Below are 22,396 nucleotides of genomic sequence, written 5' to 3'. Positions count from 1 at the left end.
TTAGCACCATTCGACTTCCCGGAACACCACTACTCCGAGAGGCTCATTCCCCGCACTCGGCGTTCTGTGTCCGCCCCGAACTTGAGATCAAGCACATCTAGTATTGTTCGCGCGATCGCCGCGGCTGGGCCACTCCCAGGCGGCGCCACACCTGAATGGCGAAGCCTACGGAACAACCTCATCGCGGCGGTAGTGGGCCTTGCTATCGCACTATCAGCCTTTATCGGCGAAGATATGTCTATTAGTTCCGGATGGCAGGGATTGGCCGTTGCGGTCTTTGTCCTCTTCCTCGCCGTGGCGGCCGGTCGAAACATTCGAGTAATTCGGAGCTCTACGTGGGGTGCTCGCCGTCTACGGACGGCGTCGGAAAATGGGTGGATCGAGTACTACCCCGCGCTGCTTAGTGAGATCTGGCAAACAGGTCGACACGTGCCGCACGCTGATCCCACCGAGTACTACTACAAGGCGAAAGTACGCATTTTCCTTCCAGATGGCACAGTTCAAGAAATCATCAGCGATGAGTTTGAGTCCCACACTTCTCCCCGCTCCTTCCGGGAGCAGGGTGTGGCCGTGGTACGGTTCCAAAGCCAAGCGATATTCAAGCACCCCACAGGGTGGTATATCGCGGCCCACCTGTCCACAAAGCCACTTCGTTATGCGAGCCTCCATCACCAACTGAGCAGAGAGCAAGTTATCGCAGCGCTTGACGCGGCGGCATCCGCTCGATTTTAGATATCCTTCACGCTGCCATCGCCATCGATGAACTCTAGCGGCGAGGCTGGGAAGCTTTCGCGGCCGGCGACCTCGGTGACCACCTCAGCGACAAGCTCTCGGGAGGTTGTCAGCTTACCGGTGCGCTCTGCGTCCTTATCTAGCACGGTGATGCCGCGCGAAGGCTCCTCCGTCAGGGCTGCCGGGCCAAGGATGAGGTAATTGAGGTCGGTGGAATTGAGCTTGTTGTCCACCTCCTTCTTCGACTCCACGTAGGCGTACCACTTCTCATCCGCAGGATCGGTCGTGTTCTCCGTGGCACCCATGTAGGAAATCGTGATGTAGGCGGGAGTGTTCTTGCCCTCGGCAGAAAGCTTTTCCAGACCCGCAATAGATGCCAGCGCCGCATCACGGTCGACCGCCCACGTCACCTCCGCACCAGCACGGCCACCATTTCCGGCGCCCCACACGACGACGTCATACTCGCTCAAAAGTGCAGCCCAGTCCTCAACAGAAAGCTCGGTGAGATCGCGAACCACCGCGGCGGCACCGAGGGCCTCAATATCAGAGACCTGGTCCGGGTTGCGGATGAGGGAATGGACGGTGAGGTTGGCGTCGACAAGCTTGGGCGCCGCCAAAAGCCCAACCTTGCCGTGGCCGCCGATGTACAGAACCTTCTTGCGCGTAGTTGTTGTCGTATCAGTCATGTGCGCCACCGTACGCGCCGGCTCGCTATCCTGCATGACCCCAGGGCAGCATGAAAAACCCACGGGCTACAATCAAATTATGATCGCCATCATGACTGTTACCGGTGTTGATAACACCGGAATTATCTCTGCCGTTTCCACCGCCCTCGCTGAGCTCAAGATCAACATCGTTGACGTCTCGCAGACCCTCATGTCTGGGTACTTCACGATGATCCTGCGCGTCGAATTCGATGAGAATGAAGTCAGCATCCAGCAGATTCAGGAGCGGATGAACACCGTCGGTGAGTCCATCAAGCAATCCATTCGTGTGCAGTCGGAAGCACTGTTCACCGCCATGAATGAAATTTAGGAGCGAGAATCAGTCATGCTTAATCGCTTCAACACCGTCAGTATTCTCGACACCATCGAGATGATCGAGAAATACCGCCTCGATATCCGCACCGTCACCATGGGGATCTCGCTGCTCGGCTGCACGCGCTCCACCATGGAAGCTACCGCAGAGGCCGTTTATGATCGCGTGACCACCCGGGCGGCTCAGCTCGTGGAAGTCTGCGAAGGGATCGAGGCCGAGCTCGGCATCCCGATCGTCAACAAACGTATTTCCGTCACTCCGATCTCACTTATCGTGGCTGGCGTAGAAGGAAACCCCGTCGACGTCGCCCGTGCACTGGATCGCGCCGCTGAGACGACAGGTGTTAACTTCGTCGGCGGCTACTCCGCATTGGTTGAAAAGGGTGCCACCACTGCGGAGAAGACACTCATCCGCTCTATCCCGGAAGCGCTGGCTGAGACCAACCTGGTGTGTTCCTCGGTGAATATCGCATCCTCGCGCGCCGGCATCAACATGAACGCCGCAGCGCAGATGGGACGCATCATCAAGGAAGCTGCCGAACTCACCAAGGACCGCAGCGCCATCGGCTGTGCGAAGCTCGTGATCTTCTCCAACTCCGTGGGCGATAACCCCTTCATGGCCGGTGCCTTCCACGGTATCGAGGAACCGGACTGCGTTGTCTCCGTCGGTGTGTCTGGGCCGGGTGTTGTCGACCGTGCTCTCGGATCCCTGGAGGGCGCCACCCTTAATGAAGTCGCCGAGGAGGTCAAGAAGGCCGCCTTCAAGGTCACGCGTGCCGGACAGCTCGTTGGTTCGATGGCCTCGGAGCGCCTCGGGGTACCCTTTGGCATCATTGACCTCTCCCTAGCTCCCACTGCCGAGCTGGGAGATTCCGTCGCGCACATCCTGGAGCACATGGGTCTGGATCAGGTGGGCACGCACGGAACGACGGCAGCCCTCGCACTGCTTAACGACGCCGTCAAGAAGGGCGGCATGATGGCCTGCTCCCGCGTGGGCGGTCTGTCTGGTTCCTTCATCCCGGTTTCGGAAGACAAGGGCATGATCGATGCGGTGCGCACCGGCGCTATTTCCATCGACAAGCTGGAGGCCATGACCTCCATCTGCTCGGTGGGCTTGGACATGATCGCCATTCCGGGCGATACTTCTGCGGAAACTATTGCCGGCATGATCGCTGATGAAGCCGCCATCGGCGTGATGAATCATAAGACGACCGCCGTGCGCGTTATCCCCGCCCCGGGAACCAAAGCTGGCGATGAGGTCAATTTCGGCGGCTTGCTCGGCTATGCTCCGGTCATTCCGGTCAATGAGGTGGGCAACTCCACCTTCATCAACCGCGGTGGCTTCATCCCGGCGCCGGTGCACGGCTTCCGAAACTAAGACCTCAGCAACTCGGATTAGTTTTCACCAAGCACTTGACCCTCACACCATGTGAGGGTTTAGCTTTGTCCTATGAAGATATCGGACGTCGCCGCGGTCGCTGGATGCTCAGTTCGTTCTGTACGACATTTACACGAGACGGGCGCGGTTCCTGAACCCGCCCGCACCAGCGGGAACTACCGCGACTATTCTGTTTCTGACTTGGCTTCGGTGCTGCGCGCGCGGGCGCTGATCGACGCCGGTGTCCCCGTCGCCGACGTAAATCTGCCGGATGCTATCGATCGTTCATTTGGCGTGCTCGACGAGCGCATCGCTCGGCTCAAGAACCAACGTGAACGCTTACGCGCCCTTGCCCAAGCACCCAACGGGACTCCACGAGACATCCGCGAATCACTCAAAGAGGCGATCCATGATCCCGCGATGCTGCAGCTCGAGCTTGATTCTTGGGATCTGATGGCGCTGTGTGGTGTCGCGACGGAAGGAACCTGGCAACAATTGCGCGAGAACCTTGAAGATGCCGAATGTTTGAGAGTTCTCCGCGAGGTTGAATCGCTATGGCGAAAACTGGGTGCATTGTCCCCGAATGATCGCGAGGTCACGGTAATCGTCGCCAAGCTGCAGCATTTAGGCGAACGTGGCCTCATGCGGGGAATCTATCCTACGTTGCGCCCAGGTAAGGTCCCGCTGAGTGCCACCGATGCACCGACTACCGGTGCACAGGGCAGAGCGCTCGCGGTACTGGCGGGAGCGCCACATGGATAGGATAAGGAGATTCCTCGGAAAACATCCTGGATTCCGATTGGCAAGGTATGAACTTAGCCTCTACCGCGATTTGTGGCTTTGGATACGCGGCGAGACTTTGCTCCCCGCTGGTGCTCAGGCACTTCCCCACCCTCCGGGCAGGCTGCAAATGCTTGGGTTTGTCACCGCGGTGTTGGTGGTTGAAATGGTAGTCGTCCACCTGATTCTCCCCGCAGGTGCGGTTCGGGTTGTGGCGCTACTACTGTCGCTGTGGGCCATCATTTTCGTGTGGGGGTTGATTGCCGCTGAGCGCATTCGCCCCAGTTATATCTCCGACGATGCTACCGTTCTGCGGCGCGGAAGAACTGTCTTCGCTGAGATACCAACTGCCATTGTGCAGCACAAGAGCGTTGACCGCAGTTTTGCCTCAGCGGTTGAAATACGCGATGGCGAGCTGACAGTAGGCGGCCCCGCAGGCACGGACGCCCTCCTGCAGCTGAGCTCGCCTGTTATGGCCACCCCGGATCGCTATCCTTGGCAGCGGCCCCAGCCGATGGAGGTTGATAGGGTGCGCTTCTTCAGTGCTGCGCGCGAACATTAAATGGCGCTTTCACTGGTGGAAAGAGACTACCTATGCGCCGGCGTTGCGGAGTTTGTCTTCGAGTTCCGCTATTAACGGTAGTGCTAGTTGCGCGCGGTCAACGTCGATTCCCCATTTCTCGGGTTCACTACGCACCATGTGCGCTGTGGCAGTGAGAAAGCGGGCGAAGTTTTCCACTACCGCGCGGTTACCATTGCGTACTCCCTCGTTGAGGACTGTATTGCTCAGGCGCTCAGTCCATATTTCTAGAATGTGCGGCGAGGTGCTCTTAGCAATCGTCGTGCACGCAGCACGCGCCAAGCGTTCTGCCTCATCGTCGTGCCACACTCCCCCTGGGACGCGCAGGCGGCAAGAAATAATTGCCGCGCCTTCCACGGCAGGAATCATCCCCATGCGCACGCAGGTTTCCACGTAGTCCGCGCCGTAGCCGACCGCCATGACGTGTCCGACGTCCTTGACTATGCCACGCGTGTCTTCTTCAGTGACGTACCATGCGCGGAAGGTGAGATAGTCCTCGTAATGAAAGTGGCCAGACTCAGCGAGGACAGTGAGTAAACGCGCGGCCATGACCTTGGTCCACACCTTGTCCGTGCGCAGGTAACCGGTGAGGCGATCCCGAACCTGGTCGATGTGGCCATCCCACTGACCTGACTCAATACCTTCCTTAAGCTCGGCAAAGGCCCAGTCCACACGGACTTCAGGCCGCTTGCTCACTAAACCGGTAAGCAGTGGTTCAATGACAGAATCGAGGGTATCGGTGTGGCTCATGGCTTCAGTCCTCTCCTGCTGCAGCATGGCTGGGGTCGTAGCGCTACTAGACCCTGTGCGTGGGAAGCCGGAAGGACCCAAGAAAAGAGCCTTGAGCGGTGCGTGAGTGTGCCCCCGATTCTAGCGCACTATAGGTTTTATGGAAGGCCACGAAGTATCACGGTGACCAGAAGAACAAAGAGCGCTGCCGTTGCTGCAACCGGAGTAAGGAACTAGCCCCTAGGCCAATTCAACGATCTCCATGTATTCGTCGTTCCACAGATCCTCGTCGCCGTCAGGCATGATGATGACACGCTCTGGGTTGAGGGCCTTTACCGCGCCTGGGTCGTGGGTTACCAGAACTACGGCACCGGTATAAGTACCGAGCGCATCGAGAACCTGCTCGCGGGACTGGGGGTCGAGGTTGTTCGTGGGCTCGTCGAGAAGCAGCACATTTGCGCGCGAGGACACGAGCGTGGCCAAGGAAAGACGCGTCTTTTCACCGCCGGAGAGCGTGCCGGCGGGCTGCTCCAGCTTATCCCCGGAGAACATAAAGGCACCGAGCAGACCGCGCAAATCCTGCTGGCCTGCATCGGGGCAAGCCTCGATGGTGTTTTCCCACACGGTCTTGTCTGGGTCGATGTTGTCGTGTTCCTGGGCAAAGTAGCCGATGCGCAAACCATGGCCGGAGACAATACCGCCCTCACCGTCGGTGCGCTCCACGCCCGCTAGAAGCTTGAGCAGGGTCGTCTTTCCGGCACCGTTATAGCCCAGCACGACGACGCGCGAGCCCTTATCAATGGCCAAGTCCACGCCCGCGAAGACTTCAAGCGAGCCATACATCTTGGTCAGGCCCTTCGCGTTCATCGGGGTCTTACCGCAGGGAGCCGGCTCCGGGAACTTGATGTGGGCAACCTTGTCGGCCACACGCACGTCATCGAGCTCGTTCATCATGCGCTCAGCGCGGTGCAGCATCTGCTTAGCTGCTGCGGCCTTCGTCGCCTTAGCGCCGAGCTTTGCGGCCTGCTTGTGCAGGGCGGCCGCCTTCTTCTCCGCGTTGGCGCGCTCACGGCGGCGGCGGGCCTCATCGGTCGCACGGGCATCGAGATACTTTTTAAAGCCCATGTTGTAGACATCCGCCTCGGCGCGCACGGCGTCGAGGAACCAGACCTTGTTGCAGACGGCCTCGAGCAGGTCCACGTCGTGCGAGATCATGATGAGCCCGCCCTCATGCTTCGACAGGAAGCCGCGCAACCAGGTGATGGAATCTGCGTCGAGGTGGTTCGTGGGCTCGTCGAGAAGCAGCGTGGTCTGGGACTTGCCGGAGCCTGCCGACGCCGCGAAAAGAATCTGCGCCAGCTCCACGCGGCGGCGCTGGCCACCGGAGAGCGTCTTGAGCTGCTGATCCAAGACGCGCTGCGGGAGGCCAAGGTTGTCACAGATCTGTGCGCACTCGGAATCCGCCTCGTAGCCGCCGAGGGAATGGTACTCCTCTTCCAAGCGCGAGAACTTGCGGATGGCCTTATCGCGGAACTTGTCGTCCGTTGCCGTCTCCATGAGTTCCTGCTGCTTGGCCATGCGCCGCTTGATCTCATCGAGACCACGGGCCGAGAGCACGCGTTCGCGCGCGGTCTGTTCGATGTTGCCCTCGCGGGAATCCTGCGGCAGGTAACCAATGGGGCCAGAGCGCGTTACCGAACCGCCATAAGGCTCGGTCTCCCCCGCCAAAATGCGCATCGTCGTGGTCTTTCCTGCGCCGTTGCGGCCGACCAGCCCGATGCGGTCACCCGGCTGTACGCGGAGGTGCTGGCCGGGGGCGTCGAGAAGCGTGCGTGCGCCCACGCGCACCTCGAAATCATTGGTCACAATCACGTCGAAACAGTCTAGCAACCAGGGCAGTTAAACCCGAACCAGCGGCAGGGCGCTGATCGACGTAAAGCTAACGGTACGGAGGATAAGTCATCTGGAAATTCGTGGCCCGGATTCGGCGCGCTTGACCTATACAAGATGAAAGATGTGCCTACATTGACATCATGAGTACATCAGCCACATCGAAACCGCCATTAATCCTCGCGATTACCGCCTGCCCAACTGGTATTGCGCATACCTACATGGCGGCTGAAAACCTCGAGGCCGCTGCCGCGGAACTTGGATACCGGATCAAAGTTGAGACCCACGGCTCAATCGGTGTCGAAGGCACCTTTAGCGCTAAGGACATCGAAGAAGCCGATGCCATCGTAATTGGCGCCGACACTGTGATTGCCAAGGATCGTTTCCGCGGCAAGCGCTTGGCAGCAACGGGCGTCGATGAAGCTATTAAGCACCCAAAGGAGCTCCTCCGCCGTTCGCTGTCCGCGTCGAAATGGGAAGAAAAGTTTTCTGCCGAAGAGCCGAAGGGATCTCAGCGCGAGGACAGCTCCGGCAGTGCCCATGGCGCGCGCGCCGTGGGACAGACCCTCTATAAAGCGCTGATGAACGGTGTATCCCACATGATCCCGTTCGTGGTGACCGGCGGTCTCCTCATCGCAGTAGCACTGTCAATTGGAGGAACCCCGACGCCCGAAGGCTTGGCAATTCCCGAGGATTCCTTCTGGAATACGCTGAACGAGCTGGGTGGTTTGGCCTTTTCGCTCATGGTGCCGATTCTTTCCGGCTATATCGCAGTGGGCATTGCGGACCGTCCTGGGTTGGCGCCTGGTCTGATTACTGGCCTCATCGCTACGACTGGATCACTCTACGGATCTGAAGCAGGTGCCGGGTTCTTGGGAGGTATCGTCACCGGCATCCTGTCCGGCTATGTGGCGCTCGGGATCAAGAAGATTCCGGTGAACAAATACATCGCCCCGATTTGGCCGATCATCGTTATCCCGATTTTCACCACCCTCATTGTGGGTCTTATCTTCATTTACCTGGTCGGCTCACCGATAGCTGGCGCATTTGAAGCCATGACCGAGTACCTCGCAGGAATGCAAGGCTCCTCTGTCGTTGTGCTTGGCCTCGTTATCGGCGCGATGATCGCGTTTGACATGGGCGGCCCCTTCAACAAGACAGCGTTCCTCTTTGGTGGAGGCATGATTGCCGCTGGTAATGCAGCCCCTATGGGAATGGCCGCTACCGCTATCGCTGTACCGCCATTGGCGGTAGGCGCTGCCACCCTTGCCCGCCGTGCCTGGTTTAATAAGGCCGAAAAAGACGCCGGTATCGCCGCGCTTTTCATGGGGCTATTCGGCATTACGGAAGGCGCAATTCCCCTTGCCGCTGCACGCCCTCTGCAGGTCATTCCGGCGAACGTCATCGGCGGTGCGGTTGCCGGTGGCCTAGCAGGCGCATTCGGAGTTAAAGACCATGTCATGCACGGCGGCCCCATCGTCGCAGTGCTCGGTGCTGTCGACAACGTCGTGGGCTTCTTCGTGGCATTGCTTATTGGCGTTGTCGTCTGTGCATCAGTCATGCTCCTCTTAATCGCACTTACTCAGCATAAGAAAACGACAGAGAAGAATGAGAGCAAGAGCGACCAGGGCGCTGCGGACAAAGCTTCAGCAAACGCGGCGGAAAGCTCGCATCTGGGACAACCACTGCTGTCTATCGAAACGGTGAGCCTCGACCACAGTCTGGGCAGTACTCGCGACGAAACCATCGAAGCACTAGTGCGGCTAGTTTCTCCTCGCTTTGCTGATCCTTCTGCGGTGCTCACAGCGGCTCTTGAGCGCGAGACGAAGCACTCTACCGGCGTGGGCCATGGCGTGGCGATCCCGCATGCCCGTTCAGCTGGCGTGAAGGTTCCTACCTTGGCTTTTGCACGTCTTCCCGAAGCAATCACGTGGGCACAGGGTGAGGAGCCCACAACGATGGTGTTCCTCATTGCCGTGCCAGACGACGCCGGCAAGCAACACCTCAAGCTGCTTTCCAAGCTGGCACGGGCAATCATGAAGGAGGACTTCCGCGTTCGCCTTCAGTCCGCGGCAACCCAAGAAGAAGCCGTCGATATCATCTCCTCGGCGCTGGATCCGGCGTCCTTGCCCACTGTGGGGCAGCGAAACGATTAGACCGCGAAGCCGAGGGCCTGGAGCATCTCGCGGCCCTCTTCGGTGATCATGTTCGGGCCCCACGGCGGCATCCACACCCAGTTGAGCTGGACGGCGTCGGCAAGCTTGTTGCCCACGACGACGTCGTCGATCTGCTCACCGATGACGTCAGTCAGCGGGCACGCAGGGGACGTCAGCGTCATGTTGATGACGCAGGTGTTCTTACCGTCAATGTCCTCGAGCCAGAGGTCGTAGACCAGGCCCAAGTCAACAACGTTGATGCCCAGCTCCGGATCGATGACGTCCCGGAGGTATTCGGTGATGTCGAATGCCTTGGCAATCTGCTCTTCGGTCTGTTCAGGCTTTACTCCGCCGCCGGCGAAGGAGGCGTTCTCGTCCTGATACGGGTCGGTCGGCTGGCTATCGTTAGTGGTATCCGCCATCTACTTCTCCAATTCAGTCAGCGCCTGCGCGGTGGCAGCCTGGAAGGCCTTCCACCCCAGCAGCGCGCACTTAACACGGGCAGGGAACTTGGCCACGCCGGCAAAAGCGACGCCATCCCCAATGATCTCGTCGTCTCCCTCAATTTCGCCGCGGGAAGTCACCATGCGGTCAAACTCCTCGAGCTTGGCGTTGGCCTCCTCCAACGGGATGCCTACGATTTCTTCCGCCATGACGGAGGTCGAAGCCTGCGAGATGGAGCAGCCTTCAGCGTCGTAGGACACGTCCTCCACAGTTTTGCCGTCGGCCGACAGCTTCACGCGCAGCGTGATCTCATCGCCGCACGAGGGGTTAACGTGGTGAACCTCAGCCTGGCCATCGCGCAGGCCGGAGAATTTCGGGTTCTTATAGTGGTCCAGGATCACATCCTGGTACATGGAATCTAGGTTCATTCGCTCACTCCAAAGAAAGCACGGGCAGCCCGCACCGCCTCTACGAGGGCGTCGACCTCGTCCTCAGTGTTGTACAGGTAAAAGCTAGCGCGTGCGGTCGAATTAGCCTTGCACGCGCGGTGCAGTGGCCACGCGCAGTGGTGACCAGTTCGGATGGACACTCCATGAGCATCAAGCACCTGGCCCAAATCATGCGGGTGGATGCCCTCCACGATGAAGGAGACCGCTCCCCCGCGATCCTCGGTGTTTTTGGGGCCGATGATGCGTAGACCAGGAATCTCGGAAAGCTTGTCCAAAGCCAATGCGGTGAGCTTCTGCTCGTGGGCGTGGATGGCCTCCATGCCCACTTCGCTCAAAAACTTCACCGCGGCCCCCAGACCAACGACCTGGCTGGTCATCTGAGTTCCGGCCTCGAAGCGAGTCGGCGGCTCGGCAAAGGTCGAGCCCTCCATCTTGACCACCTCGATCATGGAACCGCCAGTAAGGAAGGGCGGCAGCTGTGCCAGCAGCTCCGCCTTGCCGTAGAGCACACCGACGCCGGTCGGGCCGCACATCTTGTGCCCAGAGAACGCGGCGAAGTCCACGTCGAGAGCGTGGAAGTCCACCGGCATGTGCGGAACGGACTGGCACGCGTCCAGAACCACCATGGCGCCTACAGCGCGGGCACGGCGCACCAGTTCCTCAACGGGGGCCACGGCTCCCGTCACGTTGGACTGGTGGGTAAAAGCCACGACCTTGACGGAGTCATCGAGCTCGAGCGAATCGAGATCAATGCGGCCGTCCTCAGTCATGGAGTACCACTTCAGCGTCGCACCAGTGCGCTGGCACAGCTCCTGCCACGGAACCAAGTTCGCATGGTGCTCCAATTCGGTGACGACGACGGTATCGCCCTCGCCGACATAAAGCTGCCCCGCGCGCTCATCGCTAAGCACGTAGGCAACTTCATTCAACGCCTCAGTGGCGTTCTTGGTGAAGGAAATCTCATCGCGGTCCGCGCCAACGAAAGCGGCAATGGCCTGGCGGGCGGACTCATACGCGTCATCGGCTTCCTCCGCCAACTGGTAGGAGCCGCGGTGCACCGGCGCATTGGTGCCGAGTACGAACTCCTCCTCGGCCTTCCACACTGGGAGGGGACGTTGCGAGGTCGCACCCGAATCCAGGTACACCAGTGGCTTACCGTCGCGCACGGTGCGCGAGAGGATGGGGAACTGCTCCCTGATCGCATTAACGTCTAGTTCAGACATAGGTCCTTGTGCTCGGTTCTTTATCGATTGCGTACGTGGTGTGTGCAGCCTGATGAGTTCTACTTGAGGAACTGCTCGTAGCCGTCCGCCTCAAGCTGATCAGCCAGCTCGGCGCCACCGGTCTTGATGACGTGTCCGTCTGCGAAGACGTGGACAAAGTCCGGGACGACGTAGTTAAGGATGCGCTTGTAGTGCGTGATGAGGAGGATGCCACCCTTGGTTTCTTCCTGGTAGCGGTTAATACCCTCGGAAACCACGCGCAGGGCGTCGACGTCCAGGCCGGAGTCGGTCTCATCCATGACTGCGAACTTCGGCTTCAGGATGTCCAGCTGCATGACCTCGTGGCGCTTCTTCTCACCGCCGGAAAAACCTTCGTTCACGGAACGGTGGGCGAAGGACTTGTCGATGGAGAGCTTCTCACGAGCTTCTGTGAGCTCCTTGTTCCACTCGCGCAGCTTCGGGGCCTCGCCACGAATAGCAGTCACGGCAGAGCGCATGAACTGCGACATCTTCACGCCCGGCACCTCGGTCGGGTACTGCATGGCGAGGAAGAGGCCAGCGCGGGCGCGCTCATCAACTTCCATCTCGAGGATGTTTTCGCCGTCGAGGAGCACCTCGCCCTCAGTAACCTCGTACTTGGGGTGGCCGGCAATGACGTAGGACAGGGTGGACTTGCCGGAGCCATTGGGCCCCATGACGGCATGGGTCTCACCGGAGTTGATGGTCAGGTTGACGCCCTTGAGGATCTCCTTCGGCTCGCCGTCCTCCTCGTTGGGGAGCACCTGCGCGTGGAGATTCTTAATTTCCAGAGTAGACATTGAGTTGGTACCTGCTTTCGGGGAGTTTTAAGCGTTGATCTTGGCGAGCTCGTCGACGACGCGGGATTCCAGTTCCTCGCGCAGGGACTCGACCGGGATGCGTGAGATGACTTCGGAGAAGAAGCCGCGGATGATGAGGCGGCGTGCCTCGGCGGCCGGAATGCCGCGGGACATGAGGTAGAACAGCTCGAGGTCATCGAAGCGGCCCACAGTTGCGGCATGGCCGGCGCCGACGATCTCACCGGTCTGGATCTCCAGGTTCGGGATGGCGTCTGCACGTGCGCCCTCGGTGAGAATCAGGTTGTTGTTCGTCTCATAGGTGTCCGTGTTGTTCGCGTTCTTGCGGATGAGCACGTCACCGACCCAGCAGGTGCGGGCCTCCGGGGTGCGGGAAGCGGAGCCAGCCTCGGCCTTCTGCGCGGCCGTAGCGCCCTGCAGCGCGCCCTTGTAGAAAACGCGGGAGCGGCAGTTCGGCACATCGTGGTCCACCAGCAGACGGTTCTCGAAGTATTGGCCGGCGTCGGCGAAGTAGACGCCCAGCAGCTCGGCATCGCCGCCCGGGGCGTCGAAAACCACGCGTGGAACGAGGCGCACAATCTCGCCGCCGAAGATGGCGGTGTTGTGGCGCAGGACGGCGTCGCGGCCCACCTTCGCAATCTGATGGGAAAGGTGGACGGCGTCATCTTCCCAATCGGCGTCAACGACGACGGTGACGTGGGCGCCGTCGCCCAACACGAACTCAACATTGTCCGCGTGGGTGCCGGAGCCGACGTACTTCAGCACGATGGTGGCTTCGGCGTGGTGTCCCACGTGGATGGAGGTCGCACCAAAGGAGGTCACGCCCTCACCAGCACCGGTAATGGTGATCTCCACCGGCTGGTCCAACTGTGCCTCAGCGTCCACAGTGACAACCTGTGCTTCCGGCATGGAAGTCCAGGCCTGTGCGGCAACACGGTCAGCAGGGGCGCCAGCGGTGCCAAGGCGGGCGTCGTCAGGCGCGACGGTTTCGGAGGTTACGCCTTCCGGAGCGGTGACGTCGATCTTCTGTGCGGTCGCCGGCGCAAACTCACCGTTGTGCAGGCCCCGCAGGTTACGCAGGGCGATAAAGCGCCACACCTCATCGCGGCCATGCGGGACCGGGAAGTCCTCCACATTGAATGACGTGAACTGGTCACCCTTGGTGACGTCAGCAGGATTAAATTCGTTGGAAGCTACCACTTAGCCCACCGATCCTTCCATCTGCAGCTCGATAAGACGGTTGAGCTCCAATGCGTATTCCATGGGGAGCTCCTTTGCAATCGGCTCAACGAAGCCGCGCACGATCATCGCCATGGCCTCTTCCTCGGCGATACCGCGGGACATGAGGTAGAACAACTGCTCCTCAGAAACCTGCGAGACGGTTGCTTCGTGGCCCAAGGTGACGTGGTCGTTGCGGATATCGTTGTACGGATACGTATCCGAACGCGAGTTGTTGTCCACCAGCAGCGCGTCACACTCGACGTTGGCCGTGGAGTTGGCAGCGTTGGCGTTGACCTGCACCAAACCACGGTAAGCGGCGCGGCCACCATTGCGGGCCACCGATTTGGACACAATGTTGGAGGAGGTGTTCGGCGCCATGTGGACCATCTTGGAGCCGGTGTCCTGCACCTGGTTGTCCGCAGCGAAAGCCAGGGACAGAACCTCGCCCTTAGCGTGCTCGCCGGTCAGCCAGCAGGAGGGGTACTTCATGGTGACCTTGGAACCGATGTTGCCATCGACCCATTCCATGGTGCCGCCCTCTTCCACCTTGGCGCGCTGGGTCACCAAGTTATAGACGTTGGTGGACCAGTTCTGAATGGTGGTATAACGGCAGCGGCCGCCCTTCTTCACGACGATCTCGATGACACCGGTGTGCAGTGAGTCCGAGTTGTAGATCGGAGCGGTGCAGCCCTCGATGTAGTGGACGTAGGCGTCCTCTTCCACGATGATGAGGGTGCGCTCGAACTGGCCCATGTTCTCCGTGTTGATGCGGAAGTAAGCCTGCAACGGGATGTCCACGTGGACGCCCTTCGGCACATAGACGAAGGAGCCACCAGACCAGCAGGCATTGTTCAGTGCGGAGAACTTATTGTCACCGGCCGGGATGACCGTGCCGAAGTACTCCTGGAGGATCTCCGGGTACTCGCGCACAGCAGTATCGGTATCGACGAAGATAACGCCCTGGGCTTCGAGGTCCTCACGAATCTTGTGGTAGACCACCTCGGACTCGTACTGGGCGGCAACACCGGAGACTAGACGCTTCTTCTCGGCATCCGGGATACCCAGCTTGTCGTAGGTCTCCTTAATATCTGACGGCAGGTCATCCCAGGTTTGGGCCTGCTTCTCAGTGGAGCGGACAAAGTACTTAATGTTGTCAAAGTCGATGTCGGAGAGATCCGGGCCCCACGTAGGCACCGGCTTCTTGTTGAAAACGCGCAGTGCCTTGAGTCGGGACTCAAGCATCCATTCCGGCTCGTTCTTCTTCTCCGAGATATCGCGGACGACGTCTTCGCTCAAACCTCGGTGTGCTGCCTGGCCGGCCGCGTCCGAATCGTGCCAGCCGTAGTCATATCCACCGATGGAGGAGATGATCTCATCATCGCTCATCTTGGTCTCAAGCCCTGGTGCTGGTTGTGCCTGTGTCAAAGCCCGCTCCTTTCTATGTTGATTAGTCTTTTTCCCGTTCCACCGCAGACGGCGGGACAGGTTTTAAGGGGATATTCGTGGTGCAGATTCCGTGGCCATCCGCGATGGAGGCCAAGGGCTGCACATGTTTGCCTAATAGCGCGGAGAAAACTTCTTGTTCAGCTTCACACAACTCCGGATGCTCAGCAGCCACATGGGCCACCGGGCAATGGTGCTGGCAAATCTGCACTCCATTTCCCACCGATGTCACCGTGGCCGCGTAGCCGTGTGCATCAAGCACAGCGGCCAGCTGGCGTGCCACCTCAGGTACGGATTCTTCCTCCTCTACCAAAGGAGTCACGTCTTCCACGAGCCGCTCGAAGCGGGCCTTGGCAAAGCGCCGGACCGCCTCGGGCCCACCCGCTTCCCGCAACGCGGTGAGTGCTTCCGCCGCCAGTTGGTCATAGGCGTGCCCGAATTGGGCACGGCCTTGATCCGTGAGGCGGAAGTGCTTGGCGGGGCGACCACGGCCTGCCGACTGCCCGGGACGGGCTGCTGGGCGGCGGTGTACAACCTCGGTGAGTCCTTCCTCCACCAAAATGTCTAAGTGCCGGCGTATGCCGGCTGCAGAGAGACCTAGGCGTTCACCTAAGTACGACGCCGTCACCGGGCCGTCCTTGAGAAGCAACAACATGACGTGGCGGCGAGTATCGCCCTCGGTCGAGCGAGTCTCCCTGGGTAACTCCTTCGTCACGGTGCACACCTCCTTGAGTGAATCATTCCCTGTTTAGACAACACTAGTGTTCCTTAATTCATTCCCAATTTCCACTCTTTCATTCGTGTCGCGGGCAGCTAGTTCCCGCTCACCACTGAGCCGCTAAGGTAGACAGTCATGAATATGGAACGCGACTACACCCGATCGGGGCGACTGCCCCGCGTCATCTGGGGCGTGCGCGATGAGCTTCCCCGCATGGGTGTTCCTGGTTCCCGTTCCGCGCTCCTTCACCAAGACTTCCCCGACTCCGCCGAGGGCGCAGATCACGCCGCGCTTGGCGACGCCCACCGCCGCACCATCTCCCAGCTGCGTACACTGTTCACGCTTCGCTGGCTCGGCACGATCGGCGCATTGCTCATTGCACTCGGCGGCCTGGGCGCCGGCGCGCTCCCAGTGGTGGGAAACCCGTATGAGTCCTTACCTTTCGGTTCACTCATGTCACGAATGCTGCAGTCCTCCTCCGCCATCGTGTTTATCGGTGTCGGTTTCATGGTGACCGCGTGGATTTGTATGGCCCCACTCGTGGGAGCACCACTGCGCCTGCGCAAGGCCGAACATAATCCAAAGCTAACGGGCGACGGGGAAGATACGAGGTTTAGCCACTCCCCCCGAGTGCTGACGCAAAGCCAGATGTGGCGAACCTGGCTGGGATGGGTACTTCCACTACTGGTCACCGCTCCCCTTTTCACCCAAGACATCTACTCCTACCTGGCCAACGGATCCATCGTGCTGCAAGGCCTCGATCCCTATTCCGCAGGCCCCGTGGAACTTTTGGGCGCAGATAATGACCTTGCCCGTTCGGTCCCTTTCATCTGGGCAAACTCCCCCTCCCCGTATGGCCCTGTGGCGTTAGGACTGGCCGCATTGGTCAGCTGGCTCACCCACGACTCCATCATCTGGGGCGTAGTCCTTCACCGAGTGTTTTCCCTCGTCGGCATCATCGCTGCTGGCTGGGCCATTTCACGTCTCGCCGCCCGCTGCCGCGTGGCCCCAGAGGCAGCACTCTGGCTCGGCATCCTCAACCCCTTGACCATCCTTCACCTGGTAGGAGGCATTCACAATGAATCCTTCATGCTTGGGCTGGCTCTCGTCGGAGTGGAATTGGGCCTTCGGGCTGTCAACGATTCCCACGCCGCCCGTTGGCGGGTATGGGCACTGTTCATCGCGTCTGGCGTCCTCATTTCGTGCGCCGGCATGGTGAAGGTTACTGGCTTCATTGGACTTGGGTTTGTCGGGATGGCGGCTGCTCGCGGGCTCGTCGACAAGCACGGTGTGCCCGCCGTCCGGGCGGTCCTTGGCGCCGGTTTTGCCCAGCTGCTTCTGCTCGCCGTCTCTATTGCGGCAGTCACGATAGTCACGGGTATCGATATTGGATGGATCTTTGGTCAAGGCGGCGCGGCTACGATCCGTTCCTGGCTCTCTGCGACGACCTCCGTGGGCGTCGGCGCCGGCTTCCTCGGGATGCTGTTGGGTTTGGGTGATCACACCGAGGCCATTCTCAGCGTCACCCGCACTGTCGGCGTCATCATTGCCGCCGGTTTTATGCTCCGCATGCTGTATGCGACCTTCCGCGGAGCCATCCACCCGGTGGGCGGACTCGGTGTGTCCACCTTCGCGCTCGTGGTTTTCTTCCCAGTCGTCCAGCCCTGGTACATCCTGTGGGCGGTGCTGCCGCTCGCGGCGTGGGCAAACCGGCGCTTCTTCCGTATGGCGGTAATGATTTACTCCGGGTTGATGAGCTTCATCGTCCTACCGCGCGGGCTAGGCCTGCCCCCAGGCACGGTCTTCGTTATCTACTTGGCCGCTGTGGTGACGTTCGTAGCACTGATCGCTGCGGGGTGGGTTGCGTTGCGTCGAGCGGGCGTGCGTGTCTTAAACTAACTGCCCGTGACTAGATCGGCTCTCATTCTAGAAAACGTCATAAAGACCTATGGCGACGTCAACGCGGTAAATGGGCTGAGCTTCCGCGCTAATTACGGCGAGATTCTATGTCTGCTTGGCCCCAATGGTGCGGGCAAGACAACCACCATCGAGATGTGTGAGGGATTTAAGAAACCCACCTCCGGCCACATTGAGGTTCTGGGGCTTGACCCTGCACGCAACCCTGACGCGGTGCGCGCCCGCATTGGCATCATGCTGCAGGGCGGAGGTTCTTATTCCGGAATCAAGGTTAAGGAGATGCTGCAACTTAGCGCCTCCTATAACGACAATCCCTTAGACCCGGAATGGCTACTGGATACCCTAGGGCTGCGGGCGGTGGAAAAGAATAGTTACCGCCGTTTGTCGGGCGGGCAGCAACAGCGGCTTTCTCTCGCCTTGGCCATCATTGGACGTCCAGAATTGATCTTCCTCGATGAACCCACGGCAGGTATGGACGCGCAATCGCGCCTTGCCGTGTGGGATCTCATCCGTGCCTTGCGTGCAGATGGCGTGACAGTCATCCTCACCACGCACCTCATGGATGAAGCGGAAGCACTCAGCGACCGCGTCGTCATTATTGATCACGGCCAGCTCGTCGCCAGCGGCACCGCAGCGTCGCTGACGAGTTCCGCTGATATCCCACAGGTGAGTTTTGAGACCGCGACTCCAGTGGACCTTGAGGCGCTGCGTAAGGCAGGCATCTCCGCCGACGCTACCCGCCCTCTCCACTACCGACTCGCCTCTTCGGTCAGCCCGGAGGTCATCGCAGAGCTCGCCACGTTCTTAGCCGCGCACGACGTTGTCCTCCGCAACCTGCAAACCTCGCACCGTAACCTCGAAGAGGTCTTCCTAGATCTCACCGGCCGCGAGATGCGCAGTTAGCCCGCATCTGACACCTACCACTTTGTTTGATCAAGGAGAAGCTCCATGAGCACCTTCGCACCCGGCACATTCAGCCCGAATCCGCAGCGCGTTGGCGTTGCCGCCATGGCCCGTGCCCAAGGGGCAATCGAGTCAAAGCTGATGCTGCGGCACGGCGAGCAACAGCTACTGAGCATCATCATTCCGCTCGCTATCCTGATCGGCGCCGCCAAGATGCAGGACAGTACGGGCCACGGCGTAGAGGAGATCTTCCCCATGGTCCTAGCCGTCGGCACTACATCCTCTGGGTTTACCGGCCAAGCTATTTCTCTGGCTTTCGACCGTCGCTATGGCGCGCTCAAACGAACGGGCGCATCAGGAGTTCCGGCTTGGGCCATCGTGGTGGGAAAGATCCTTGGCGTTCTTTCAATGGTGGTACTTCAGGTCCTTGTACTGGGCACAGCAGCTGCCATCCTCGGGCTGCGTATTACTGCCGGCGGTGCCGCCATCGGTGTGGTGGTGTTGGCGTTTGGTGTTGCCACATTTACAGCGCTCGGCTTGCTGCTCGGCGGGACCCTCAGCTCTGAGGCTGTCCTGGCGGTGTCCAACCTCATTTGGTTCATTCTGCTCGGCACCGTCGGCTGGGTGATGTATTCTCAGGGTCTGGGCGATAATGGGGTACTCACGCTCGTACCCACTGTGGCGATGGCCGGTGGGCTCGACATCGCTCTTAAAGGAGCGTTCCCTGTCTTTGAGATCCTCCTCCTCATCGGTTGGTCAGCGGTAGCGTCGTTTGCAGCGGTGCGTTGGTTCCGCTTCGAGGGCTAAAAGTGATTCTTCTCCCTTGCACGGCGTGACGCACATACTGATTTTGGTTCCGGAGCGGTGCCGAACGGTAGGCTGAGTACCCGTGAGTACTGCCAACATTTCTTCTCAACGCACCCCTGCGCCTGCTACAAATCCTGCAGGCCCCTCGCTGAAGACACAGCGCATTATCGCACTCGTCCTCTTAATCTGTCAGGCTGGCATTACAGTATCGGGTTCCATCGTCCGCGTGACCGGTTCCGGCCTTGGTTGCGTGACGTGGCCCAACTGCCACCCCGGTTCCCTCGTCCCCATTCAAGGCGCGGCCCCCATGCTGCACCAAGCCATTGAATTCGGTAACCGGCTTTTGACCTTTGTTGTTGCGGCGGCGGCCATCGCCAGCATCGTGGCCGTTCACAAGGCGCAGCGCCGCAAGGAGCTCAAGGTCTATGCTTGGGCGGGGCTCGCAGGTATCTTCGTGCAGGCACTCATTGGCGCCCTGTCGGTCGTGCTGAAGCTTTCTTGGTGGAGCGTGGCAATTCACTTCCTCCCCTCTATGGCCCTGGTGTGGATTGCGGCCATGCTGTTCTCCCGCATCAACGAACCCGATGACGGAACCCCTACTCGCCTCTTCCCTGCCGCCGTGCGCACCCTCGCGGTCGTTGCTGCGGTAGCGCTCTCCATCGTGCTGCTGACCGGTACCTTTGTCACCGGCTCCGGAACACACTCCGGCGACGCTGGCGTGGGCATGGAGGGACGCCTCGGAGTCGATACCTATGGCATGGCCGTCATCCACGCTATCTGCATGTACGTCTACTTGGCGCTGACCCTCATCGTGGTCTTCCTCCTTCACCGCACTGGTGCGCCCAAGGCGGCCAGGAAGGACGGCTGGGTGCTCATTGCCTGCATCGTCATCCAATGGGCTCTTGGCGTAACGCAGTTCTACCTGCACATTCCACGCTGGACAGTCCCCTTCCACGTGGGCATGTCCTCGGTGGTTACGGCCTTCACCGCCCTACTGTGGGCGCATGGACTGCGCCGCGTCCGCACCACTGAAATTGCTTCCTCCAGCGCTACTCAAATTGGTGTCGAAAGCAGCTCCGCAACCCAAAGCTAGGGCAACCCGGTAGGTGCTCACAGCGCCGTCTTCCCCACCACGCTAGGAGGAAGGCGGCGCTTTTGCTGCGCGGGGGCCGGGATCTCGTTTAGCCTAGACACCATGCATGCTATTCAGGTGACCACGACCGGAGGGCCTGAGGTCCTCACCTACGCCGAGGTAGATTCCCCCACGCCATCGCAGGAGCAGTTGCTTGTCGACGTCTCCGTGGCCGGCGTCAACTACATCGACACCTACTACCGCGAAGGCATCTACAACGCCTCTGTGCCTTTCATCCTCGGCCTCGAAGGCACCGGCCGGGTTGTGCACGATCCCCAGGGGGAGATCGCCCCGGGCACGATGGTTGCCTGGGATCACGCATTCGGTTCCTATGCCGAGCAGGTCTGTGTGCCGCGCGACCGCGTGGTGGCCGTCCCGGATGAGATCCCGTCCGCTGTCGCAGGGTCTATGCTCCTCCAAGGCATGACGGCACACTACCTCACTCACGGTGTATATCAGCTTGGGGAAGGCGCATCGTGCCTGATTACCGCCGGTGCGGGCGGCGTCGGCCTAGTCCTTACGCAGATGGCCAAGTCCCTCGGCGCCACCGTTTACTCAGTGGTCTCCACCGATGAGAAAGAAGAGCTGGCCTATAGCGCAGGTGCTGACTGTGTCTTCCGCTACAGCAGTGGCCTGGCCGAACAGGTACGCCGCCACAACGGTGGGCGTGGGGTTGACGTGGTTTACGACGGCGTCGGCAAGGCGACCTTCGGCGAGTCCCTCGAAGTCGTGCGCCCGCGCGGTACTGTGGCGCTCTTCGGCGCCGCATCGGGACCAGTCCCGCCCATGGATCCGCAGCTGCTGAATAAGCACGGCTCCATCTTCCTCACCCGCCCCTCACTCGGCGCCTGGACCTCCCAAGAAGGCGAGTTCCAGATGCGCGCTCAGGCCGTGGTGCAGGCGGTTATCGACGGCGAGCTTGACTTCCGCGTATCTGCAGAATATCCGCTTGCAGAAGCCGCTCAGGCCCACCGCGACCTCCAAGAGCGCAAGACCACCGGCTCAATTGTTTTGCGCGTGCGGGAGGAAGAATAGCTAGATAAACACTAGCTAATTAAAAGAGCGTGGCTGACCAACCCAGCATGCGCCCGATGGGCTCCCAACCCACGATGGCGTCGATGGACAGGCCGATGAAAAGAACTGACAGATAGTTGTTGGAGTAGATAAACAGGCGCATGGGCTTGACCTTTGCGCCCTTCTTTACTCCTTGGTGCAGGCGGATGGCCATCCACAGGAAGACCGCACCGGAAGCCACCGCGGCCACCAGATAGATCCACGAAGCGGCCGGGATGATGAGGAAGGTTACGATGACCGTTCCGATTGTGTACCAAACGATTTGGCGAGTTACTTCCACTTCTCCGGCAACAACGGGCAACATCGGTACCCCAGCCTTGCGGTAGTCCTCTTTGTACTTCATTGCGAGTGCCCACGTGTGTGGTGGGGTCCAGAAGAAAATGATGAGGAACAACACCACGGCCTGCCACCACTTATCGGGCTCCCCCGCGGGCGCGTTATCCCGAATCACTGCCCAGCCCACCATGGCGGGCATACAGCCAGCGAGACCGCCCCACACGATGTTCTGGGAATTCCGCATCTTGAGGAACTTCGTGTAGACGATGACGTAGAAAAAGTTGGTCAACAGCACGAAGAACGCGGCCAGCCAAGAATGCGCCAGCACGCCCAGCCAAAAGACGGACAGCGCCAGCATGACCCAGGCGAAGGCAGCGGCATTGCGGCGCGCAATGGTCTTGCGCACCAGCGGGCGAGCGCGCGTACGTTGCATCTTCTGATCGATTTCATAGTCCACAACGTTGTTGAACGTGTGGGCTGCTGCGGCACCCATCCAGCCACCAAAGATGGTGGATAAGATGAGCCAGAAATTCGACGACACCGCCTCGAATCCACGCTGGGCCTGGAGCATAGCCGGGATTGCTGCCACGAGGAGGAGCTCAATGATCCTCGGTTTCGTTAGCGCAAAATAGGCCTTGATGGTCTCCAAGGAACAGTCCTCCGTAAATCCG

The 22,396-nt window shown here is 60.0% G+C and carries 22 protein-coding genes; 11 read left to right on the top strand and 11 right to left on the bottom strand.

Translation table 11 applies throughout. The annotated features are described in order from the left end of the window. Positions 1-234 precede the first annotated feature (234 nt). Positions 235-732, top strand: coding sequence for a hypothetical protein (locus HMPREF2760_RS02620; RefSeq protein WP_246818495.1), 498 nt, complete (start codon positions 235-237; stop codon positions 730-732). Here HMPREF2760_RS02620 and HMPREF2760_RS02615 read toward each other — a convergent pair. Next, complete coding sequence (locus tag HMPREF2760_RS02615; RefSeq protein ID WP_070596589.1) at positions 729-1,418, bottom strand: SDR family oxidoreductase; 690 nt, start codon at positions 1,416-1,418, stop codon at positions 729-731. The genes HMPREF2760_RS02620 and HMPREF2760_RS02615 overlap by 4 nt on opposite strands. Positions 1,419-1,497: 79 nt before the next feature. Here HMPREF2760_RS02615 and HMPREF2760_RS12720 point away from each other — a divergent pair, with 79 nt between their 5' ends. The 4 genes from HMPREF2760_RS12720 to HMPREF2760_RS02595 all read left to right on the top strand — a co-directional run bounded on the left by HMPREF2760_RS12720 (position 1,498) and on the right by HMPREF2760_RS02595 (position 4,489). Continuing rightward, the gene (locus HMPREF2760_RS12720) at positions 1,498-1,767 is read left to right on the top strand and encodes an ACT domain-containing protein (RefSeq protein ID WP_070524521.1); all 270 of its coding nucleotides are present in this window, start codon (positions 1,498-1,500) and stop codon (positions 1,765-1,767) included. Between the two features lie 15 nt (positions 1,768-1,782). Next, complete coding sequence (locus HMPREF2760_RS02605; RefSeq protein WP_070564503.1) at positions 1,783-3,147, top strand: PFL family protein; 1,365 nt, start codon at positions 1,783-1,785, stop codon at positions 3,145-3,147. Between the two features lie 72 nt (positions 3,148-3,219). Then, entirely contained in the window at positions 3,220-3,909 is a 690-nt protein-coding gene (locus tag HMPREF2760_RS02600) for a MerR family transcriptional regulator (RefSeq protein ID WP_070596577.1), read from the top strand. 148 nt (positions 3,910-4,057) lie between these two features. Then, positions 4,058-4,489 (top strand): hypothetical protein, encoded by a 432-nt coding sequence (locus HMPREF2760_RS02595; RefSeq protein ID WP_245168396.1) that lies wholly within the window; start codon positions 4,058-4,060, stop codon positions 4,487-4,489. A gap of 30 nt (positions 4,490-4,519) precedes the next feature. Here the strand turns inward: HMPREF2760_RS02595 and HMPREF2760_RS02590 are convergent, their stop codons facing one another. Both HMPREF2760_RS02590 and HMPREF2760_RS02585 read right to left on the bottom strand, forming a co-directional pair. After that, positions 4,520-5,257, bottom strand: coding sequence for a DUF2785 domain-containing protein (locus HMPREF2760_RS02590; RefSeq protein WP_070524248.1), 738 nt, complete (start codon positions 5,255-5,257; stop codon positions 4,520-4,522). Positions 5,258-5,476: 219 nt separating this feature from the next. Beyond that, entirely contained in the window at positions 5,477-7,108 is a 1,632-nt protein-coding gene (locus HMPREF2760_RS02585) for an ABC-F family ATP-binding cassette domain-containing protein (protein WP_070524251.1), read from the bottom strand. 161 nt (positions 7,109-7,269) lie between these two features. On the opposite strand from HMPREF2760_RS02585, the gene HMPREF2760_RS02580 reads away from it, so the two are divergent. Further along, entirely contained in the window at positions 7,270-9,282 is a 2,013-nt protein-coding gene (locus HMPREF2760_RS02580; protein ID WP_070524253.1) for a fructose-specific PTS transporter subunit EIIC, read from the top strand. Here HMPREF2760_RS02580 and HMPREF2760_RS02575 read toward each other — a convergent pair. The 7 genes from HMPREF2760_RS02575 to HMPREF2760_RS02545 are packed head-to-tail and all read right to left on the bottom strand — an operon-like array spanning position 9,279 to position 15,553. Then, positions 9,279-9,704, bottom strand: a complete 426-nt coding sequence (locus HMPREF2760_RS02575; RefSeq protein WP_070524254.1) for a metal-sulfur cluster assembly factor — start codon at positions 9,702-9,704, stop codon at positions 9,279-9,281. The two genes, HMPREF2760_RS02580 and HMPREF2760_RS02575, sit on opposite strands and share 4 nt — an antisense overlap. Then, positions 9,705-10,154 carry a Fe-S cluster assembly sulfur transfer protein SufU gene (gene sufU, locus HMPREF2760_RS02570; RefSeq protein ID WP_070524255.1) on the bottom strand — a complete coding sequence of 150 codons (450 nt, stop codon included), beginning with the start codon at positions 10,152-10,154 and terminating at the stop codon, positions 9,705-9,707. Next, positions 10,151-11,398: a cysteine desulfurase gene (locus HMPREF2760_RS02565; RefSeq protein ID WP_070524256.1), complete on the bottom strand. Its 1,248-nt coding sequence runs from the start codon at positions 11,396-11,398 to the stop codon at positions 10,151-10,153. The genes sufU and HMPREF2760_RS02565 overlap by 4 nt, the downstream gene beginning before the upstream one ends. 59 nt (positions 11,399-11,457) lie before the next feature. Beyond that, a complete protein-coding gene (gene sufC / locus HMPREF2760_RS02560; protein WP_070524257.1) occupies positions 11,458-12,216 on the bottom strand; it encodes a Fe-S cluster assembly ATPase SufC in 759 nt (252 codons plus the stop codon). A 27-nt stretch (positions 12,217-12,243) separates the two neighbouring features. Then, on the bottom strand, positions 12,244-13,434 hold the full coding sequence (sufD, locus tag HMPREF2760_RS02555) for a Fe-S cluster assembly protein SufD (RefSeq protein WP_070524258.1): 1,191 nt from the start codon (positions 13,432-13,434) through the stop codon (positions 12,244-12,246). Further along, complete coding sequence (gene sufB / locus HMPREF2760_RS02550) at positions 13,435-14,880, bottom strand: Fe-S cluster assembly protein SufB (protein WP_070524260.1); 1,446 nt, start codon at positions 14,878-14,880, stop codon at positions 13,435-13,437. Between the two features lie 22 nt (positions 14,881-14,902). Next, positions 14,903-15,553, bottom strand: coding sequence for a helix-turn-helix transcriptional regulator (locus HMPREF2760_RS02545; protein WP_154736555.1), 651 nt, complete (start codon positions 15,551-15,553; stop codon positions 14,903-14,905). 198 nt (positions 15,554-15,751) lie between these two features. Between HMPREF2760_RS02545 and mptB the strand changes: the two genes are divergently transcribed. The 5 genes from mptB to HMPREF2760_RS02520 all read left to right on the top strand — a co-directional run bounded on the left by mptB (position 15,752) and on the right by HMPREF2760_RS02520 (position 21,410). After that, a complete protein-coding gene (gene mptB / locus HMPREF2760_RS02540) occupies positions 15,752-17,515 on the top strand; it encodes a polyprenol phosphomannose-dependent alpha 1,6 mannosyltransferase MptB (RefSeq protein WP_070596576.1) in 1,764 nt (587 codons plus the stop codon). Between the two features lie 6 nt (positions 17,516-17,521). Further along, positions 17,522-18,436 (top strand): ABC transporter ATP-binding protein, encoded by a 915-nt coding sequence (locus tag HMPREF2760_RS02535; RefSeq protein WP_070596575.1) that lies wholly within the window; start codon positions 17,522-17,524, stop codon positions 18,434-18,436. 45 nt (positions 18,437-18,481) lie between these two features. Further along, a complete protein-coding gene (locus HMPREF2760_RS02530; RefSeq protein WP_070596574.1) occupies positions 18,482-19,243 on the top strand; it encodes an ABC transporter permease in 762 nt (253 codons plus the stop codon). Between the two features lie 82 nt (positions 19,244-19,325). After that, a complete protein-coding gene (locus HMPREF2760_RS02525; protein ID WP_070596573.1) occupies positions 19,326-20,336 on the top strand; it encodes a COX15/CtaA family protein in 1,011 nt (336 codons plus the stop codon). A 102-nt stretch (positions 20,337-20,438) separates the two neighbouring features. After that, positions 20,439-21,410: a quinone oxidoreductase family protein gene (locus tag HMPREF2760_RS02520; protein ID WP_070596572.1), complete on the top strand. Its 972-nt coding sequence runs from the start codon at positions 20,439-20,441 to the stop codon at positions 21,408-21,410. Positions 21,411-21,429: 19 nt separating this feature from the next. Here the strand turns inward: HMPREF2760_RS02520 and HMPREF2760_RS02515 are convergent, their stop codons facing one another. Then, positions 21,430-22,374 (bottom strand): heme o synthase, encoded by a 945-nt coding sequence (locus HMPREF2760_RS02515; protein WP_070524276.1) that lies wholly within the window; start codon positions 22,372-22,374, stop codon positions 21,430-21,432. Between the last annotated feature and the right edge of the window lie 22 nt (positions 22,375-22,396).

It is taken from the genome of Corynebacterium sp. HMSC065D07 (assembly GCF_001810695.1).
GTDB lineage: Bacteria > Actinomycetota > Actinomycetes > Mycobacteriales > Mycobacteriaceae > Corynebacterium > Corynebacterium hesseae.
Note: the sequence above shows the minus strand (reverse complement) of the source record. Positions and strands in the feature narration are given on the sequence as shown.